Raw genomic sequence first — 18405 nt, forward strand, 5'->3', positions numbered from 1 at the left:
GGACCTGATCCGGGATCTCCTGATCGTAGGGCGCGTCAGAGAGTCGAAAGATCCCGGTTCATCGGCCGGGATGCGGGCGATCGGGGAGAAGAAGGCAGGAGGAAACGCGTGAGCGAAGCGGTAGATGCGGTGGTGGTCGGAGCGGGTGTGGTCGGGCTCGCGGCAGCACGGGCGCTGGCGATGGCCGGGCGCGACGTCATCGTACTGGAGCAGCACGATCTGATCGGCTCCGAGACCAGCTCGCGCCATTCCGAGGTCATCCATGCCGGGATCTACTACCCGCCGGGCAGCCTGAAGGCCGAGGTCTGCGTGCGCGGCAAGCACCTGCTCTACGACTATGTCGAGAGCCACGGCGTGCCCTACAGCAGGATGGGCAAGCTGATCGTCGCCACGTCGGAAGACCAGATCCCCGCGCTGCAGCAGATCAAGGAACGCGCCGAGCAGAACGGCGTGTACGATTTGGAATTCCTCTCCCATAACGAGGTGACGGCGCGCGAGCCGGAGCTGCGCTGCGTCACCGCGCTCTGGTCGCCCTCGACCGGAGTGATCGACAGCCATGCCTATATGCTCGCCCTGCAGGGCGATCTCGAGGAACATGGCGGCATGATCGCCTTCATGGCGCCGCTCGAGGGCGGCAAGGTGACGGAAGATGGCATCGAGCTGCATGTCGGCGGCCTGCACGGCATGAACATGCTGGCGAAGACCGTGGTGGTGGCCGGCGGTCTGCACAGCCAGACCATCATGCGCCATCTCGCGGGGTTCCCGGCGGACAGGATCCCGCCGCAGCATTTCTGCAAGGGCAACTACTACCAGCTCACCGGCTGCTCGGCGCCGTTCAAGAGCCTGATCTATCCGGCGCCGGAAGCGGCCGGGCTCGGCGTGCACCTGACGCTCGATCTCGGCGGACAGGCCCGCTTCGGCCCCGATGTCGAATGGATCGATGAAATCGACTACGACGTCGATCCACGCCGCTCCGACAGTTTCTACACCGCCGTGCGCAAATACTGGCCTGGCCTGCCGGACGACAGCCTGACGCCCGCCTATTCAGGAATCCGTCCGAAGATCCAGGCTCCCGGCGAGCCCGCCGCCGATTACATGATCCAGGGCCCGGCGGAGCACGGCGTCGCGGGGCTGGTCAATCTCTACGGCATCGAGTCTCCCGGCCTCACCTCCTCGCTGGCGATCGCGGAGAAGGTGATGGAAAAGCTCGGTTAGAGAGGTTCTTCCGGTGGATGCCGCCGTCATCGTGCCGGCGACGACCATGCGACCGCGTCGTGCGGATGCAGGCTCTCGACATGCCACACACGGACCTGCGGCTGACGGTAGTCTCCGAGCGCGGCCTCGATCCGCCGGGCGGCATCCTCGACGAACATCAGGTTCTGCCCGTTGAGCGCGGCGAAGGCTTGTTCGTCCGCGCGTTTCACCGCAGTCTGGAGAGGCGTGCCCACGGCGGCCTCGACCCGATCAATGAGATCCATGAGGCCCATGCGGGGGGCGCTGTCCGGAAGTTCGACCGTGACCCGTGCCTCGCTGCGCTGGCTGTGCGGTGTGGCCATCGACGCGTTCTGGCGAAGCCATCCTGCCACGTCCGCCGGTGATACGCTGTCATGAGCGCCGAACGCGTCGAGGAAGCCGCGTTCCACCACCTGGCGTGACAATGCGGCCGAGCAGGGACATGTCGACGAGTAGCCGACCTTTACCTCGACCCGACAGCGATAGACGTCCCCGAGCAGAGCCGCGTCGATCCGCACGGGGTAGGATTTCCAGCCGGAGAGGCCTTCCGTCACCAGTGCCGGACGGCGGATAAGCAGTTCGAAGGCAATGCGGATCCGCGCGTTCCGCGTGGCGCAGTCGCGGTGGCTCTCGATCATGCGGCCGAGCAGGTCCTTCAGTCGATCTGGCGCGAGTGCTCCTTCCTCCGACAGTGTGTCGAGCAGGCGATAGAGCCTCGACACGTGAATGCCCTTGGCGTCCGGCACGGGAAGGTCGACCTGGGTGTCGACCCGCGCATGGACTTCGCGGCGGCATTCGGGTTCGTTCACCGGGATGGGCAAATCGATGCCCTGCATGCCCACCCATTCCAGGTGGCCGTGAACGGCGGCGGTGTCCGTGCGAGAGACATCGGGAAGGGCTGCAGTCATGTCCGGTTCCGTCAGGTTTGGCGATTTTCAGGCCGAGTGTCCGGGAGGACCGTTCGTCCGGTGGAGGCATCCAAGGGATGTGCGTTTCCAGCTCCGTCGCCGGGTCAGGCGGCGTCGGCCTTCTCCCAGCGCGGAAACGGATCGGGCAGGGCGGCGAGCGCGCGCAAGTCTCCGCATTGTTCGTCCGGCACCAGGCAGGCGTCGAGCTGGTCCTTCAGCATCGCCCAGTCGATGCCGGCGCCGATGAAGACGATCTCCTGTCGCCGGTCACCGAAGGGCTCGGCCCAGTTGTCCCGCATGTAGCTCCGGAACTGCGCGTGCTCCGGCCAGCGCTCCTTCGGCACGGCGGCCCACCAGGTGCCAAGCGGACTGGTGCTGGTCAGCGCGCCCGCGAGGGAGAACTCGGCCACCCATTCCGGCCGGGTGGCGATCCAGAAATGCCCCTTGGCGCGGATCACGCCGGGCAGCGGACCGTTCAGAAGCTCGTGGATCTCCGCCGGATCGAACGGCCGTCGCGCCCGGTAGACGAAGGAAGCGATACCGTATTCCTCCGTCTCCGGCACATGATCGCCGAACCCGTAGAGCTCCTTCAGCCAGAGCGGATGTTCGTGCGCCTTGTCGAAATCGAAGCGGCCGGTATCGAGGATCGCGTCGGCCGGTACCTCCGCGAAATCGGTCTCGATGATCTCGGCATCGCCGTTCAGACTGCGCACGATCTGCCGCGCGGCACGAAGCCCCTGCGGCCCGGCATCGCCCGCCTTGTTGATGACGACGAGGTCGGCGAACTCGATCTGGTCGGTCAGAAGATGGACGAGGGTGCGCTCGTCCTCTTCGCCGAGGGTCTCGCCCCGGTCGGCGAGCGCGTCGTGGCTGGCGAAATCCTTCGGCAGGTTCACCGCATCGACCACGGTCACCATGCTGTCCAGCCGGGCGAGGTCGGAGAGGCTGCGGCCCTCCTCGTCGCGGAACTCGAAGGTCGCGGCGACCGGCAGCGGTTCTGCGATGCCGGTCGACTCTATCAGCAGATAGTCGAAGCGGCCTTCCTCGCAAAGCCGGCGAACCTCGACCAGGAGATCGTCGCGCAGCGTGCAGCAGATGCAGCCGTTCGACATTTCCACCAGCGTCTCGTCCGTATGGCTGAGTTCGGCCCCGCCGGCGCGCACCAGGTCCGCGTCGATGTTCACTTCCGACATGTCGTTGACGATCACGGCGACGCGGCGGCCCTCGCGATTGTTCAGGATGCGGTTCAGCAGGGTCGTCTTGCCGGCGCCGAGGAATCCGGACAGCACGGTCACGGGAAGGCGTTTGTCGGTCACGGGAGTCTCCGGATATAAAATGTTATAACATAACATATACGATTTACTGGCCCTCCGTCGCAACCCGACTCTCGCCGAGGCGTGAAATCGCCTTCCACCCGCGTTTACAGGATTCCCGGCGGGTCCTAGTCTTTTCGAAAAGTATAACGGGAGGATGTCGGATGAACCTGATGGCAGACGGTGCCGTCACGGCGGCGCTTGAAGACTGGCTGGCCGGCGTCAACGCGGCGCTGGCGGCCGGCGACGCAGGAAAGCTGGAAACACTCTTCGAGACGGACAGCTACTGGCGTGACATCCTTATCCTCTCCGGGCGTCAGAGGACGGTCTCCGGCGGCCCCGCGATCGCGGAACGGCTGGCCGCCGAAGCAACCGGTGAAGGCCTCGGGCCGCTCTCCGTCGCCGAGGGGCACGCGCCGCCGGGCATTGTCGACCGGGCGGGCTTGTCCGTGATCGAGGCGATCCTCTCTTTCGAGACCGTCAAGGGCGTCGGTCTCGGTCTCGTGCGCCTGAAATATCCGTCGGATACGCCGAAGGCCTGGGTCTTTGCGACCACGCTGGAAGACCTGAAGGGCTACGAGGAGGCCCGCATCTTCGAGGAGAAGGACGACCCTGCCTTCAATCCGAACTTCCACGGGCCCAACTGGGCGGACAAGCGAGCGACGGCGCGCGCCTATGCGGACCGCGACCCGGAAGTCCTCATCGTCGGCGGCGGCCATGCCGGGCTGACGGCGGCGGCTAGGTGCGTGCGGCTCGATATCGACACGCTGGTGGTCGACCGGATGAAGCGCGTCGGGGACAATTGGCGCCTGCGCTATCACGGCCTCCGGCTGCACAACTATATCCACAGCAACCACCTGCCCTACATGCGCTTCCCGGAGGGCTGGCCGACCTACATCCCGAAGGACCGCATCGCCAACTGGCTCGAGTCCTATGTCGATGCCATGGACATCAACTTCTGGACCGAGACCAGCTTCGAGGGCGCGGCGTGGGACGCGGCGGCGCAGTGCTGGACCGCGCGCCTGAAGCTCGCCGACGGTTCGGAGCGTGTCATGCGGCCGCGCCATATCGTCATGGCGACCAGCGTCAGCGGCGCGCCGAACGTACCCGAGATCCCGACCCTCGACCGTTTCGAGGGGCCGGTACTGCATTCGAGCCAGTTTTCCGCCGGCAGGGACTGGAAGGGCAAGCGCGTCTATATCTTCGGCACCGGCACCAGCGCGCACGACATCGCCCAGGACCTCGAGGGCAACGGGGCCGAGGTCACCATCATCCAGCGCAGCCCGACCCTGATCGTCAACATCGAGCCGAGCGCGCAGCTCTATGACGGGATCTACTGGGGCGCGGGGCCGAGCCACGAGGACCGCGACCTGATCAATGTCGCGACGCCCTTCCCGGTGGTCCGCATCGCCCACAAGATCATCACCGACAGGGTGAAGGAGATCGACAAGCCGCTGCTCGACGGGCTGGAGAAGGTCGGCTTCCGGCTCGATTTCGGCGAGGGCGGCACCGGCTGGCCGCTGAAATACAGGACGCGCGGCGGCGGCTACTATTTCAATGTCGGCGCCTCCGACCTGATGGCGGCGGGCCGCATCGGCCTGATCCAGTATGCCGATATCGATCGGTTCGAGGCGGCGGGCTTGCGCATGAAGGACGGGGCGCTGCGCGAGGCCGACCTGGTGGTGCTCGCGACCGGCTACAAGGGTCAGGACCACATGACCCGCGTCCTCTTTGGCGACGAGGTGGCGGACCGGGTCGGCAAGGTCTGGGACATCGACCCGGAGATCCAGGAGCTGAACAACATGTGGACCCCGACGCCGCAGCCCGGCCTCTGGTACACCGGCGGGTCATTCGCGCAGGGACGGATCTATTCGAAATATCTCGCCCGGGCGATTAAGGCTGAGCTGGTGGGACTGGCGCCGGAGCGCTCCGGCGCCAGCTAGGCGTCACGCCGCGAGGTTCTCGCCCGCCAGCGCTTTCTCGATCAGCGCCACCGTCTCCTCGACGCCATAGAGCGCGATGAAGGAGCCGAAGCGCGGGCCCTGATCCTGGCCGAGCAGGACCTGGTAGAGCGCCTTGAACCAGTCGCGCAGGTTCTCGAAGGCGTGCCGTTTCCCGACCTCGTAGACCTGGGTCTGGATGGTCTCCGCGTCGGCCTCCGCCGGCAGCGCCTTCAGCTCGGTGACGAGATCCTCGAAGGCGGCGCGTTCCGCCTCGCTCGGCGCGCGGTACTGCTTCGCCGGGCGGGCGAAGTCCTGATAGTAGTTCACGGCATAGCCGGCGAGCCGGTCCAGCGTCGGGTGGCTCTCCGGCGTCGCGCCCGGTGCGTAGCGGGCGATGAAGCCCCAGAGCACGTCCTTGTCCTCGGCATGGCAGACCGAGGCGAGATTCAGCAGCAGGCCGAAGCTGAGCGGGACCCGGTCGGCATTGCCGCGGCCCTTGCCCTCGGTGATGTGCCAGGTCGGGTTCTCGACCTTCTTGGCATCGTCCGTCTCCTCCTCGAGCTTGTCGAGGAACTGGAAATACTCGTCCGTGTTCTTCGGGATGACGTCGAAATAGAGCCGCTTGGCGCGCTTCGGATGCTGGAACATGAAGAGCGAGAGGCTTTCCGGCGAGCCGTAGCGCAGCCAGTCCTCGACCGAGAGACCGTTGCCCTTGGACTTGGAGATCTTCTCGCCGTTCTCGTCGAGGAAGAGCTCGTAGTTGAAGCCTTCCGGCGGAGCCGATCCGAGCGCACGGCAGATCTTCGAGGACTGCTTCACGCTGTCGATCAGGTCCTTGCCGGACATCTCGTAATCGACGCCGAGGGCGTGCCAGCGCATCGCCCAGTCGGCCTTCCACTGCAGCTTGCAGTTCCCGCCGGTGACCGGAACCTCGACCTTCCCGCCGCTTTCCGGATCCTCGTAGACCACGGTGCCGGCATCGGCATTGCGCTCCAGGATCGGCACCTGCAGGACGTTGCCGGTGGTCGGGCAGACCGGCAGGAAGGGCGAATAGGTCGCCTGCCGCTCCTTGCCGAGCGTCGGCAGCATGATCGCCATGATCTCGTCATAGCGCCGGAGCGTTTCCAGCAGCGCGGCGTCAAACATGCCGCTCCTGTAGCACTCGGTCGAGGACAGGAACTCGTACTGGAAGCCGAAACCGTCGAGGAAGGCCTGCAGCCGGGCGTTGTTGTGGGCGCCGAAGCTCTCATGTGTGCCGAACGGGTCCGGAACCTGGGTCAGCGGCTTGTTCAGATACTGCTTCAGCATCTCCTGGTTCGGCAGATTGGTCGGGACCTTGCGGAAACCGTCCATGTCGTCGGAGAAGGCGATCAGCCGGGTCGGCACGTCCGGACGCAGCAGTTCGAAGGCGCGCCGCACCATGGTGGTGCGGAAGACCTCGCCGAAGGTGCCGATATGGGGCAGGCCGGAGGGGCCGTAGCCGGTCTCAAGGATCACATGACCTTTCTCCGGTTTCTTGCCCCCGAGCCGCGCGGCGATTTTACGCGCTTCCTCGAACGGCCAGGCGCGGGCGTTCTCGGCGATCTCGGTGGAAATACGGGAGGTCATTGTTCGTGTCCTTGAATTTGTCTTGGTGCGGCGGAAGCTAGGGCCCAGCGGGGCCGAGGTCAACGATTCCGAATCGCGGTTTTCGATAAACCGAATCCGTCCGTTTCATTGAAATGAAGGCAATTTTCCTAAAAACTGATAAACAGTCAGGTCCAGTCTGATGAATTCGCGATAGCTTGACATTGGCAGGGGGCACGGCCGCCCGTGATCGACCCTAGAGACATCAAGGTCTGGTTCCCGGAAACGGAGCGGGGAAAGGTCGATCATGAACGCTCCGCGTCCTTCCTGTCCTATTGCCAGAAGAAGAAGCCGAAGGGCGCCTTCGCAGACCGCAGGGATTTCACCGGCGAGACGCTGAGGCCCTGGCTCGGCAACATCATGGTGCTGGAGCTCGACCGCGAGCGGGAGGATTTCCGCTACCGGCTCTACGGCAGCGAGATCGCGGCCAGATCCGGTTTCGACATGACAGGGAAGTGGGTTTCCGACTTCCGCTCCGAGATCGGGGACGTCTTCCATTCACAGTACCGGAAGGCGGTGCATGAGAAGCGGCTGATCGTCAGTCGCAATCCCTATCTTCATTCGCGCGCGCCCTGCGACTGGGAGCGGATCATCTGCCCGGTCGCCAGCGGGGAGCAAGTCCAGCTTGTGGTCGCCAATCATATGGTCGAGCTGACCGGGCAGCTGCGTGAACTGCGACTGGCCCGGGGGCAGGTCGCATCCGGGCGCGGCTGAGTCAGCCGTTCCTCCCGCAGTTTCTCCCGCGGTGCTCAGGCGACGGCTTTGCCGGAGGTCATTTCCCGCAGACGTGCCGCGACGGTGTTCAGGTCCGGTCCCGCCGCGGCGAACGGAAGAACTGTCAGTTCTTCGGTATTGATCGGCATTTCCAGCGTCTCGCGCACCAGGACCAGTGTCGGAACCCGCAGGCCGCCGGCAATTCCGAGTTCGTAATAGACATGCGGGCTTTGCGCCGTCACCAGAGCGACCATCGCGGCGCAGCGCTCGATCGCCGCCCAGATCGTCGAGGCGAGACGGTCCCCGTGCTCGATATCGTCCGAGCGCAGCACCAGAAGCCCGGCGGCATGGATCGCCGGCTCAAGCACGCTGTCCCTGAGATCATAGGCAAGCGGGTCGTGGGAAGTCACAGAGAAACAGAGGCGTTGTCCATCACTCGACGGGTCACGGGTAATCATGTTTCACCTCCAGAAAACGAGGAAACCCTCCCGGTTCCGATCATCTCACAAGGTCGGATCGCCGACAATCCGAGCGCGCGACGATCCTCTGGATCCGTTGCCTGCGGTTCTGTCATGCACAATTCCAATTTCCAGGGCGCGCTTCGGCTCGGATAGAGCGCTTGATTCTCCCGCGTCCGCTCTGTATAAACCCGCCTCCCCACGAGCGATCGCGGGGCAGCGCCGCGTCATGGCTTGTAGGGCATGCCTGGCCGGCAAGGGAAAACCGCGAAAAACGGAGATCGAAATGCCCAAGATGAAGACCAAGAGCGGCGCCAAGAAGCGGTTCCGGCTCACCGGCAGCGGCAAGGTGCGCGGCAACGTCGCCTACAAGCGCCACCAGCTGTCCAACAAGTCCCAGAAGATGAAGCGCAAGGCCCGGGGGACGATGATCCTCTCCGACGCCGATGCACGCATCGTCAAACAATTCCTTCCGTACGCTTAAGAGAGGGCAGCAGAGATGGCACGTGTAAAACGGGGCGTCACGGCTCACGCCCGCCACAAGAAGGTTACGGACAAGACCAAGGGCTATTACGGCCGCCGGAAGAACGTCTTCCGCGTCGCCGTGCAGGCGATGGAGAAGGCGGCGCAGTACGCCTACCGCGACCGCCGGGTCCGCAAGCGCGATTTCCGCGCGCTCTGGATCCAGCGCATCAACGCCGGCGTCCGCGCTCACGGTCTGACATATTCCAAGTTCATGAACGGTCTGAAGAAGGCCGGCGTCGAGCTCGACCGCAAGGTGCTCTCGGATCTCGCGATCCACGAGCCGGCGGCGTTTAAGAGCCTGGTCGACCAAGCCCAGGCCGCGCTCGCAAAAGCCGACTAACTCGGGGCAGCCGGACATGTCCGGCGACCCAATCGGCAAGAGAGTTGAAAAGGGGTCTGGCCTTTGCCAGGCCCCTTTTGCTTTAAGGAACCCGCGCCGGATCGGAGCAGTCTTCCAAGCGAGGTGAAAAGAGGATCATGCAGGACGTTGAAACACTGAGAGCGGAACTCGCCGGCGCCGTCGATGCGGCGGGCGATCTCGCCGCGCTCGAGGAGCTCAGGGTCAGTGCCCTCGGCAAGAAGGGACGCATCACCGGGCTGATGAAGCAGCTCGGCGGTCTCGATCCGGAGCAGCGCAGGGAAACCGGACAGGCCCTGAACCGGCTGAAGGACGAGATCCAGGGCGCGATCGAGGCGCGCAAGACCGCCTTCGAGGACGCGGAGCTGAACGCCAGGCTCGCGGCCGAGCGGATCGACGTTTCGCTGCCGCCGCGCCCGGAAGAGGCGGGGCGGGTGCATCCGCTGACCCAGACCACCGAGGAACTGGTCGCGATCTTCGCCGAGATGGGTTTCTCGGTCGCCGAGGGTCCGCATATCGAGAGCGACTACTACAACTTCACCGCCCTGAACATTCCGCCGGAGCATCCCGCCCGGCAGGAGCACGACACCTTCTACCTGCCGCCGGACGAGAGCGGCACGCCGCGCGTGCTGCGCACCCATACCTCGCCGGTGCAGATCCGCACGATGGAGAGCAAGACCCCGCCGATCCGCGTGATCTGCCCGGGCCGTACCTTCCGCTCCGACCACGATGCGACTCACTCGCCGATGTTCCATCAGGTCGAGGGTCTGGTGATCGACAAGGCGACCCACATGGGTCACCTGAAGGGATGCCTGATCGATTTCTGCCGGGCCTTCTTCGGCGTCGACGATCTGCCGGTGCGCTTCCGTCCGTCCTACTTCCCCTTCACCGAACCGTCGGCCGAGGTCGATATCGGCTGCACCCGCAAGGGCGGCGAGTTCAAGATCGGCGCCGGCGACGACTGGCTGGAGATCCTCGGCTGCGGCATGGTGCATCCGAAGGTGCTGCAGTATTGCGGCATCGACCCGAACGAGTATCAGGGCTTTGCCTTCGGCATGGGGATCGAGCGTATCGCCATGCTGAAATACGGCATTCCGGACCTGCGTCCGTTCTATGACAGCGACCTGCGCTGGCTGAAGCATTACGGCTTCATGCCGTTCGACGTTCCGTCCCTCGCCGGAGGCCTCAACCGATGAAGTTCACGCTGTCCTGGCTGAAAGAGCATCTCGAGACCGAGGCCAGCCTCGAGGAGATCTGCGACGCCCTGCCGATGCTCGGGCTCGAGGTCGAGGAACTGGTCAATCCGGCGGAGAAGCTGAAGCCTTTCACCATCGCCTACGTGACCGAGGCGGTGCAGCATCCGAATGCCGACCGGCTGCGCGTCTGCAAGGTCGATACCGGCAAGGAGGTCATCCAGGTGGTCTGCGGCGCGCCGAACGCGCGCACCGGCATGAAGGGGGTCTTCGCACCCTCCGGCAGCCACATTCCCGGCACCGGTATCGATCTGAAGAAAGGCGTCATCCGCGGCGAGGAGAGCAACGGCATGCTCTGCTCCGAGCGCGAGATGGGACTGTCCGACGAGCATGACGGTATCATCGACCTGCCGGAGGACGCGCCGGTCGGGGCGTCCTTCGCCGAATATGCCGGGCTCGACGATCCGGTGATCGACATCGCCATTACCCCGGACCGTGCCGACTGTCTCGGCGTCCGCGGCATTGCCCGCGACCTCGCCGCCGCCGGTCTCGGCAGGCTGAAGCCGCTCGATATTCCGGAGGTGAAGGGCACCTTCAAGAGCCCGATCCAGTGGGAGGTGGACGTGCCGGAGCCGTCGCTGGTTCCCTACGTCGTCGGCCGCTACTTCAGGGGTGTCAAGAACGGTCCGAGCCCGAAATGGATGCAGGACCGGCTTGCCGCGGTCGGGCTGCGCCCGATTTCCGGCCTCGTCGACATCACCAACTACATGATGCTCGATGTCGGCCGTCCGCTGCACGCCTATGACGCGGACAAGGTCTCCGGCAGCGCGATCCGCATCCGCCTTGCCAGGGAAGGCGAGAGCTACGAGGCGCTGAACGAGAAGACCTATACCTTCGAGGACGGCATGCTGGTGCTGGGCGACGAGCATGGCATCGACGACATGGCCGGCATCATGGGCGGCGAGCGCACCGGTTGCACCGACGAGACCGTGAACATGTATCTCGAGGTCGCGATTTTCGATCCGATTTCTGTCGCCATGACCGGCCGAAAGCTGAACGTGCTGAGCGACGCGCGCTATCGTTTCGAGCGCGGTCTCGATCCGACCGGCCCGACCTGGGGCGTGCATCTTGCCTCGAAACTGGTGCAGGAGATCTGCGGCGGCGAGGCGAGCGAGCTCGTGGTGCACGGCCAGGAAGAGGATTGGAAGCGCACGATAACGCTGCGTCATTCCCGGATCCGCTCCCTCGGCGGCATCGAGGTTCCGGAGGAGAAGGCGAAGCAGATCCTTGTGGATCTCGGTTTCGAGGTGTCCGGCGGCGGCGAGGCGATCAGCGCCGTGGTCCCGCCGTGGCGCCGCGACGTCGAGGGCGAGGCCTGCCTCGTCGAGGAGATCCTCCGGATCAACGGCTATGACGAGATCCCGGTGGTTTCCATGGAAACGGGTCATGTCGTGCCCGAGCCGGCGCTCTCCAGGGAGCAGGTCCGCGAGGGCCGCGCCAAGCGCGTGCTCGCGTCCCGCGGCATGCTGGAAGCGGTGACATTCTCTTTCCTCTCCCGCGGCGAAGCCGAACTCTTCGGCGGCGGCGCGGCGGAACTGACCCTGGTCAACCCGATCTCCAGCGAGCTCGACGTGATGCGTCCGTCGATCCTGCCGAACCTGCTCGCGGCCGCGGCGCGGAACGCGAATATGGGAAGCGGCGAGGCGGCGCTCTTCGAGGTCGGTCCGCAATATGCCGACGCGACGCCGAAGGGGCAGTCCAAGGTGATCGCGGGGATCCGCGTCGGCCGCACCGGCCCGAAGGACTGGGCCGGCTCTACGCGCGCCGTGGATGCCTTCGACGCCAAGGCGGACGTGGTGACGCTGCTGGAGGCGCTGGAGGCCCCGGCGGGCAACCTCCAGGTCTCGACCGATGCGCCCTCCTGGTATCATCCGGGCCGTTCCGGCGCGCTGCGCCTCGGACCGAACGTGCTGGCCTTCTTCGGCGAACTGCATCCGAAGGTGTTGAAGCAGATGGACGTAAAGGGGCCGGCGGTCGGTTTCGAGATCTTCCTCGGGAAGGTCCCGACGCCGAAGTCCAAGGGCGCAACGAAGAGCTTCCTGAAGCTTTCCCCGTTCCAGCCGCTGACCCGGGACTTCGCCTTCGTGGTGGAGAAGGACGTGCCGGCGGAGAAGCTGGTTCGCGCCGCGGCCGGGGCCGACAAGGCGCTGATCGCCGGTGTCCGTCTGTTCGACGAATACCAGGGCAAGGGGCTGGAAGAGAGCGAGAAGTCGCTTGCCATCCAGGTCACCCTGCAGCCGGTCGACGCGACCCTGACGGACGAGCAGATCGAGGCCGTCGGCCAGAAGATCGTCGCCCAGGTCGAGAAGGCCGTTGGCGGACGGATCCGGGGATAGGCTGGACCGGGCAACGAGACTGCAAGAGGCCGGGCACTAGCCCGGCCTTGTATTTGTTGATCGCGTCATCCCGCGAAGAGCAGGAACCTTGTCGAACGCAGAGTTGCGCCTCTTGAAAGGTTCCGGATCAGGTCGGGATGACAGCCGTGCAGAGGTTGTTCTTCAGGCCGACGCCTGCGGTTCCATGGCGGAGTAATCCGGTTTCGCGCGCGTCGGGCCCTTGGCACGAATACCGCCGGAGAAGAGGGCGGTCTCCAGCATGCGCTCGCATTTCCTTTGGAAATCCCTGGGCGCCTTGTAGCGGATCGCGCCGGCGAGTCTCTCGCGGGCCTCGCGGATCTTCATCGCGCGCCGCTCGATCTCGTCCTCAAGGCCGGCCTCGATGGCGGCCCTGGCGGCAACGGAGGTCGCCTTCATGAAGGCCTGCAGCATCAGGGCGTCGATCGCCGCGTTGGCTTCTTCGGTATAATCTTTCGGCAGCCTGGCGTTCCGGATCGCTTTCTTGAGGCTCTTCGCCGAGGCTTCGCAGCGGTCCATGTGGCCATGTTCCGCGCGCTGTTTTATCCGGGAAAGGGCGCCGTTCACCGCTGGCGCAAGTGCATGAATCCGGCTGAGTGCCGCATTGTCTTCGACCGTTCCGGTCTCCGTCTGTCCGTACATCTGCATCCCTCCAACTTTCTGTTGATGGTGCATGGTTAATGATGTGTAAATATTAAAACGCTTTTTATGTAATTTCTAGATAAAAATGCATCTGCTCGCGGAAATGTTGTGGCGACCGACCGCCGCGGCAGGTTCCATGCAGTTTCCATCGGAGATGGTCGTTGGTCATCCCGGCGGATGTCGGGACACAAAGGTCGTCGGACTACAGGAGTGGATCCAGTCTAGAACCAGACGACAGAAAAGGATGCCATCAGGGGGAGCCCGTGACCGAGTCTCAGGCCCCGACCGGCTTCTCGTAATCGTGCAGCGGCTTGACCTTGCGCTTCGCGGCCTTGCCCGGCTCCTTCGTCTTGTTCGAAGGCGGTGGTGCGGTATCGGCGGGCTTCGCCTTGTTCTCGACCTTCGGTGCGGTATCGAGCGGCTTGGCCTTGGTCGGGCCTTTCGCCTTCACGCCGCCGGACATCATCGCGACTTCCAGCATGCGCTCGCACTGCTGCTTGAAATCCTGCGGCGCCTTGTACTTCATCGCGCCGGAGAGCTTCTCGCGCGCTTCCTTGACCTTGGCGGAGCGTTTTTCAAGATCGTCCGACTTGCCGGCATCGATGGCATCCTTCGAGGCGAGTGCAGTCGCCTTCATGAAGGCGTGCAGCATCAACCGGTCGACGCCGTCGCGCGCCTGTTTGGCATAGTCCTTCGGAAGCTTCGGATTCTTCAGGGCCTCGGCAAGACGCTTGGCGCCGGCCTCGCAGCGGTCGGTCAGACCCGCCTCGGCCTGCTTCTTCATCTGAACGAGCGCACCCTCGATCGAGACCTTCATGGCCTCGACCCGGCGCTGTTCAGCTTCCTCCTCGGCAGTCTTTTCTTTTCCGAACCCGAACATCTACAGCTCCTCGCTTGGGATGATGACGGAATCGCCTATTGTTTCACTAATATGATAATGGATTTGTTAAGAAAAGCTATAGAAAAGGATAATAAGTCACTGATATTTTTCGCCAATTTTAAATCGCATTTGAGGTTTTGTTTTGTGGATTTGAAATAGTTAATGGTTGATTCTTGGTGTTTCTCGAGCGCAGGCGGTTGGCGCGCAGGCCGCGTGAGGCATGTGCGGCGGAAGCGGTTCGGAAACAATGGCCCACATGCAGCCAAGTGATGCGAGGTCCGGGGCGATTCGAATATGCCACCTCAGGCCCGGCGGTCTGCCGTCGCGAGCCCGAACGCTCAGATCCAGCCCGCCAGTTCCCCTTCCACCAGCGCCGCGATCACCTTCATCCCGTCGGCCGTATCGTTCAGGCACGGAATATAGGTGAAGTTCTCTCCGCCCGCCTCTTCGAACGTTTCGCGGATACCGATATTGATTTCCTCCAGCGTCTCGACGCAGTCGGCAGAGAAGCCGGGGCAGATGACGGCGAGGTTCTTCACACCCTTCGAGGGCAGGTCTTCGACGGTATCCTGGAGATAGGGCTTCAGCCATTCCTCCCGGCCGAAACGGGACTGGAAGGCGACCATCATCCGGTCCTCCGCCCAGCCGAGTTTCTCCCGCACCAGCCGTGTCGTCTTGAAGCAGTGGCAGTGATAGGGATCGCCGTTCCGGAAATAGCGTTCCGGCAGGCCGTGATAGGAGGTGATCACGAGGTCCGGCGTCCAGTCGAGGTCTCTCAGGTGGCTTTCGACGGAGTTGGCCAGCGCCTCGATATAGGCCGGGTGGTCGTGATAGGCGGGCGCGCTCCGGATCGCCGGCTGCCAGCGCAGCTTCATCAGTGCCTCGAAGGCCTTGTCATAGGCCGTGGCGGTCGTGCTGGCGCTGAACTGCGGATAGAGCGCGACCAGCAGGACGCGGCTGCAGCCTTGCTCCTGCAGCGCGCGGATCCGGCTTTCGGTGCTTGGATTGCCGTAGCGCATGCCCCAGTCGACGATGATGTTTGGATGCTTCGAGGAAAGCATCTCTCCGAGCTTTTCCGCCTGGTTGCGAGTGTAGAGCCGGAGTGGGGACTCGTCGGTCTCCTTCAGCCAGATCTGCTCATAGGCATGACCGGTCTTGAAGGGGCGGGTCGGCAGGATGAAGAGATTGAGAATGATCTGCCATTTCAGCGGATTCAGCTCGATCACCCGCCTGTCGGAGAGGAATTCCTTCAGATAGCGCCGGATCGACCAGTAGTCGGTCGCGTCCGGTGTGCCGAGATTGAGCAGCAGGACGCCGATCTTCTCGTCCGGGAGGGCGGGGTGGTCGGTGGGAAGGTGTCTCTCGGCGAAGGGCATGCGTGCTTTCCGGAAATCGCGATTTCAGAACGAGTTCAACATAGGACCGGAACGTCCCGGGACCAGTCCGAAAATGACCCGGAAATGCCAAGGCCCCGCGAGAGCGGGGCCTGTGGAACCAGTGGGCGACCGAATGTCGCGGAGCGTCCGGATCAGCGCGGTGCGATGACCATGATCATCTGGCGGCCTTCCATCTTCGGATAGGACTCGACCTTGGCGGCCTCTTCCATCTCGTCACGGACCCGGTTCAGGACGTCCATGCCAAGATCCTGGTGCGCCATCTCGCGGCCGCGGAACCGCATGGTGACCTTCACCTTGTCACCTTCGCCAATGAATTTGCGGACATTCTTCATCTTCACCTGGAAATCGTGCTCGTCGATATTCGGACGGAGCTTGATTTCCTTGATCTCGATGACCTTCTGCTTCTTCTTGGCTTCGTTCTTCTTTTTCTGCGCCTCGTACTTGTACTTGCCGTAGTCGAGGATCTTGCAGACCGGCGGATCCGCATTCGGAGAGACTTCGACCAGATCGAGGCCGAAATCCTCTGCGCGCCGGATGCCTTCCTGAACGGTCATCACGCCAAGCATTTCACCTTCGGGATCGATGCAGCGGACTTTGTCGACGGAAATGTCATGGTTCACCCGCGGGCCTTCCTTGGCCGGCGGCTGATTAAACGGTGGTCTGGCGATCTAACGCCTCCTTCATTCACTGTTTCTGTTACGGTTAAAGCATGAAAGCCCAGCCCGGATCAAAGATGATCCGGCGCCGAGGCCTCATCCTTAAGTCTAGTAACGGCTTCGTCAAGCGCAAGGACTTCTTGTGCCTGTCCGCCGAGCCGGCGCAACGCGACCTTGCCTTCTTCCGCCTCGCGGCGCCCGACGACGAGGATCGCCGGGATCTTGGCCTCGCTGTGTTCGCGGATCTTATAGTTGATCTTCTCGTTCCGGCGGTCCATGCCGACGCGCAGTCCGGCAGCCTTGCACTTCTCCATCACCTCGGCGGCGTAGTCGTCCGCGTCGTTGGTGATGGTCGCGACGACGCCCTGCACCGGAGCGAGCCAGAGCGGGAAACGGCCGGCATATTGCTCGATAAGGATGCCGATCCAGCGCTCCATGGAGCCGAAGATCGCCCGGTGCAGCATGACCGGGCGCTTGCGGCTGCTGTCCTCGGCGATATAGGAGGCGTCGAGCCGCTCCGGCAGCACGAAATCGACCTGCAGGGTGCCGCACTGCCAGTCGCGGCCGATGGCGTCGGTCAGCACGAATTCCAGCTTCGGGCCGTAGAAGGCGCCTTCGCCCGGGTTCAGCGTGGTCTCGAGACCGGCCGCATCGCAGGCATCGCTCAGCGACTTCTCCGCCTTGTCCCAGATCGCGTCATCGCCGGCGCGAACCTCCGGGCGGTCGGAGAATTTCACCCGCACGTCGGTGAAGCCGAAATCCTTGTAGACCGCCGACAGGAGTTCGCAGAACTTCACGCTTTCCTCGGTGATCTGCTCCTCGGTGCAGAAAATATGCGCGTCGTCCTGCGTGAAGGCGCGCACGCGCATGATGCCGTGCAGCGCGCCCGACGGCTCGTTGCGGTGGCACGAGCCGTATTCCGAGAGGCGCAGCGGCAGGTCGCGGTAGCTCTTGAGGCCCTGCTTGAAGATCTGCACATGGCCCGGGCAGTTCATCGGCTTCAGCGCGAGCACCTTGTCGTCCTCGGCATTGGCCGTGAACATGTTCTCGCGGAACTTTTCCCAGTGCCCCGAGGCTTCCCAGAGCGAACGGTCGATGAGCTGCGGCGTCTTCACTTCCTGGTAGCCGGCGCGGTCGAGCTTCTTGCGGAGATGGTTCTCGATCGTCCGGTAGAGCGTCCAGCCGTGCGGATGCCAGAACACGGAACCGACCGCTTCTTCCTGGATGTGGAAGAGGTTGAGCTCACGGCCGAGCTTGCGGTGGTCGCGCTTTTCCGCTTCTTCCAGCATATGCAGATAGGCGTCGAGCTGCTTCTGGTCGGGCCAGGCGGTGCCGTAGATCCGCTGCAGCTGCGGACGGTTGCTGTCGCCGCGCCAGTAGGCGCCGGCCACGCTCATCAATTTGAAGGCATGGCCGGTATATTTCGTCGACGGCATGTGCGGGCCGCGGCAGAGATCGAGGAAATCGCCTTGGCGGTAGAAGCTGATGGTTTCGCCCGAAGGGATGGTCTCGACCAGCTCGACCTTGAAGGGCTCGTGCACCTTCTTGTAGTGCAGCACGGCCTCGTCGCGGTCCCATTCCTCGCGGGTGATTTGCTCGTCCCGGTCGACGATCTCGTGCATCCGCCGCTCGATCTTCTCCAGATCCTCCGGCGTGAAATGCTCCTCGCGGTAGAAATCGTAGTAGAAACCGTTCTCGATCGCCGGGCCGATGGTGACCTGGGTCTCCGGATAAAGCTCCAGCACGGCCTCGGCCATGATGTGGGCGCAGTCGTGCCGGATCAGCTCGAGCGCTTCGTCATTCTTCTTGGTGATGATGGCGACCTCGCTGTCCTCCGGGATGGGACGCGAGAGGTCGGAGAGATTGCCGTTGATGCGGACGGCGATCGCGGCCTTGGCGAGGCCCGGTCCGATATCGGCGGCGATCTCCGCGCCGGTGACGGCAGCGTCGAACGAACGGACGGAGCCGTCGGGAAGCGTAATGGCAGGCATGGGTGTGGACCCTCTTAACGTGTTCGTGTCGTGACAAATCGGGGGGGGGAAGGCCATGGCGGGGGCAATGCCCCATATCCGTATGCCGTCTCGGCCGGCCAGGCCGAAACGGCTAACTAGTCACGATCGTCTGGGTCGGATGCCACATGGGTCC

At 63.8% G+C, this 18405-nt stretch carries 16 protein-coding genes; 7 read left to right on the forward strand and 9 right to left on the reverse strand.

Annotated features, from left to right (window positions below):
* The first annotated feature begins 108 nt into the window (after positions 1 to 108).
* Complete coding sequence (locus ACOOE1_RS18840; RefSeq protein WP_420403744.1) at positions 109 to 1215, forward strand: NAD(P)/FAD-dependent oxidoreductase; 1107 nt, start codon at positions 109 to 111, stop codon at positions 1213 to 1215.
* 26 nt (positions 1216 to 1241) lie between these two features.
* Here ACOOE1_RS18840 and folE2 read toward each other — a convergent pair whose 3' ends face one another.
* Together folE2 and ACOOE1_RS18850 are read right to left on the reverse strand one after the other, a co-directional pair.
* Positions 1242 to 2141: a GTP cyclohydrolase FolE2 gene (folE2, locus tag ACOOE1_RS18845; RefSeq protein ID WP_420403745.1), complete on the reverse strand. Its 900-nt coding sequence runs from the start codon at positions 2139 to 2141 to the stop codon at positions 1242 to 1244.
* Between the two features lie 104 nt (positions 2142 to 2245).
* Positions 2246 to 3457, reverse strand: coding sequence for a GTP-binding protein (locus ACOOE1_RS18850; protein ID WP_420403746.1), 1212 nt, complete (start codon positions 3455 to 3457; stop codon positions 2246 to 2248).
* Between the two features lie 161 nt (positions 3458 to 3618).
* Between ACOOE1_RS18850 and ACOOE1_RS18855 the strand changes: the two genes are divergently transcribed.
* Complete coding sequence (locus ACOOE1_RS18855) at positions 3619 to 5397, forward strand: flavin-containing monooxygenase (RefSeq protein ID WP_420403747.1); 1779 nt, start codon at positions 3619 to 3621, stop codon at positions 5395 to 5397.
* A 3-nt stretch (positions 5398 to 5400) separates the two neighbouring features.
* On the opposite strand, the gene ACOOE1_RS18860 is transcribed toward ACOOE1_RS18855, so the two are convergent.
* Positions 5401 to 7005 carry a lysine--tRNA ligase gene (locus ACOOE1_RS18860; RefSeq protein WP_420403748.1) on the reverse strand — a complete coding sequence of 535 codons (1605 nt, stop codon included), beginning with the start codon at positions 7003 to 7005 and terminating at the stop codon, positions 5401 to 5403.
* A 204-nt stretch (positions 7006 to 7209) separates the two neighbouring features.
* On the opposite strand from ACOOE1_RS18860, the gene ACOOE1_RS18865 reads away from it, so the two are divergent.
* Entirely contained in the window at positions 7210 to 7737 is a 528-nt protein-coding gene (locus tag ACOOE1_RS18865) for a PAS domain-containing protein (RefSeq protein WP_420403749.1), read from the forward strand.
* 35 nt (positions 7738 to 7772) lie between these two features.
* On the opposite strand, the gene ACOOE1_RS18870 is transcribed toward ACOOE1_RS18865, so the two are convergent.
* A complete protein-coding gene (locus ACOOE1_RS18870) occupies positions 7773 to 8195 on the reverse strand; it encodes a hypothetical protein (protein WP_420403750.1) in 423 nt (140 codons plus the stop codon).
* A gap of 286 nt (positions 8196 to 8481) precedes the next feature.
* On the opposite strand from ACOOE1_RS18870, the gene rpmI reads away from it, so the two are divergent.
* The 4 genes from rpmI to pheT all read left to right on the forward strand — a co-directional run bounded on the left by rpmI (position 8482) and on the right by pheT (position 12667).
* Positions 8482 to 8679: a 50S ribosomal protein L35 gene (gene rpmI / locus ACOOE1_RS18875; RefSeq protein ID WP_292879796.1), complete on the forward strand. Its 198-nt coding sequence runs from the start codon at positions 8482 to 8484 to the stop codon at positions 8677 to 8679.
* A 15-nt stretch (positions 8680 to 8694) separates the two neighbouring features.
* Positions 8695 to 9060 carry a 50S ribosomal protein L20 gene (gene rplT / locus ACOOE1_RS18880; RefSeq protein WP_420403751.1) on the forward strand — a complete coding sequence of 122 codons (366 nt, stop codon included), beginning with the start codon at positions 8695 to 8697 and terminating at the stop codon, positions 9058 to 9060.
* A 137-nt stretch (positions 9061 to 9197) separates the two neighbouring features.
* The gene (pheS, locus tag ACOOE1_RS18885) at positions 9198 to 10274 is read left to right on the forward strand and encodes a phenylalanine--tRNA ligase subunit alpha (protein WP_420403752.1); all 1077 of its coding nucleotides are present in this window, start codon (positions 9198 to 9200) and stop codon (positions 10272 to 10274) included.
* Positions 10271 to 12667 carry a phenylalanine--tRNA ligase subunit beta gene (pheT, locus tag ACOOE1_RS18890; protein ID WP_420403753.1) on the forward strand — a complete coding sequence of 799 codons (2397 nt, stop codon included), beginning with the start codon at positions 10271 to 10273 and terminating at the stop codon, positions 12665 to 12667. The genes pheS and pheT overlap by 4 nt, the downstream gene beginning before the upstream one ends.
* 162 nt (positions 12668 to 12829) lie before the next feature.
* On the opposite strand, the gene ACOOE1_RS18895 is transcribed toward pheT, so the two are convergent.
* The 5 genes from ACOOE1_RS18895 to thrS all read right to left on the reverse strand — a co-directional run bounded on the left by ACOOE1_RS18895 (position 12830) and on the right by thrS (position 18251).
* Positions 12830 to 13327, reverse strand: coding sequence for a hypothetical protein (locus ACOOE1_RS18895; RefSeq protein WP_420403754.1), 498 nt, complete (start codon positions 13325 to 13327; stop codon positions 12830 to 12832).
* Positions 13328 to 13601: 274 nt separating this feature from the next.
* On the reverse strand, positions 13602 to 14207 hold the full coding sequence (locus ACOOE1_RS18900) for a hypothetical protein (RefSeq protein WP_420403755.1): 606 nt from the start codon (positions 14205 to 14207) through the stop codon (positions 13602 to 13604).
* Between the two features lie 338 nt (positions 14208 to 14545).
* On the reverse strand, positions 14546 to 15583 hold the full coding sequence (gene hemH / locus ACOOE1_RS18905; RefSeq protein WP_420403756.1) for a ferrochelatase: 1038 nt from the start codon (positions 15581 to 15583) through the stop codon (positions 14546 to 14548).
* 152 nt (positions 15584 to 15735) lie between these two features.
* Complete coding sequence (gene infC, locus ACOOE1_RS18910) at positions 15736 to 16224, reverse strand: translation initiation factor IF-3 (protein WP_420403757.1); 489 nt, start codon at positions 16222 to 16224, stop codon at positions 15736 to 15738.
* 107 nt (positions 16225 to 16331) lie between these two features.
* Positions 16332 to 18251, reverse strand: coding sequence for a threonine--tRNA ligase (gene thrS, locus ACOOE1_RS18915; RefSeq protein WP_420403758.1), 1920 nt, complete (start codon positions 18249 to 18251; stop codon positions 16332 to 16334).
* Positions 18252 to 18405: the final 154 nt, after the last annotated feature.

It is taken from the genome of Nisaea sp. (assembly GCF_965216895.1).
Lineage (GTDB): Bacteria > Pseudomonadota > Alphaproteobacteria > Thalassobaculales > Thalassobaculaceae > Nisaea.

Excerpts from the sequence above, each read along its gene's own strand:
- folE2 (WP_420403745.1), bottom strand. The coding sequence starts at position 2,141 with ATGACTGCAGCCCTTCCCGATGTCTCTCGCACGGACACCGCCGCCGTT.
- ACOOE1_RS18855 (WP_420403747.1), top strand. The coding sequence starts at position 3,619 with ATGAACCTGATGGCAGACGGTGCCGTCACGGCGGCGCTTGAAGACTGG.
- ACOOE1_RS18860 (WP_420403748.1), bottom strand. The coding sequence starts at position 7,005 with ATGACCTCCCGTATTTCCACCGAGATCGCCGAGAACGCCCGCGCCTGG.
- ACOOE1_RS18870 (WP_420403750.1), bottom strand. The coding sequence starts at position 8,195 with ATGATTACCCGTGACCCGTCGAGTGATGGACAACGCCTCTGTTTCTCT.
- rpmI (WP_292879796.1), top strand. The coding sequence starts at position 8,482 with ATGCCCAAGATGAAGACCAAGAGCGGCGCCAAGAAGCGGTTCCGGCTC.
- rplT (WP_420403751.1), top strand. The coding sequence starts at position 8,695 with ATGGCACGTGTAAAACGGGGCGTCACGGCTCACGCCCGCCACAAGAAG.
- pheS (WP_420403752.1), top strand. The coding sequence starts at position 9,198 with ATGCAGGACGTTGAAACACTGAGAGCGGAACTCGCCGGCGCCGTCGAT.
- pheT (WP_420403753.1), top strand. The coding sequence starts at position 10,271 with ATGAAGTTCACGCTGTCCTGGCTGAAAGAGCATCTCGAGACCGAGGCC.
- ACOOE1_RS18895 (WP_420403754.1), bottom strand. The coding sequence starts at position 13,327 with ATGTACGGACAGACGGAGACCGGAACGGTCGAAGACAATGCGGCACTC.
- ACOOE1_RS18900 (WP_420403755.1), bottom strand. The coding sequence starts at position 14,207 with ATGTTCGGGTTCGGAAAAGAAAAGACTGCCGAGGAGGAAGCTGAACAG.
- hemH (WP_420403756.1), bottom strand. The coding sequence starts at position 15,583 with ATGCCCTTCGCCGAGAGACACCTTCCCACCGACCACCCCGCCCTCCCG.
- thrS (WP_420403758.1), bottom strand. The coding sequence starts at position 18,251 with ATGCCTGCCATTACGCTTCCCGACGGCTCCGTCCGTTCGTTCGACGCT.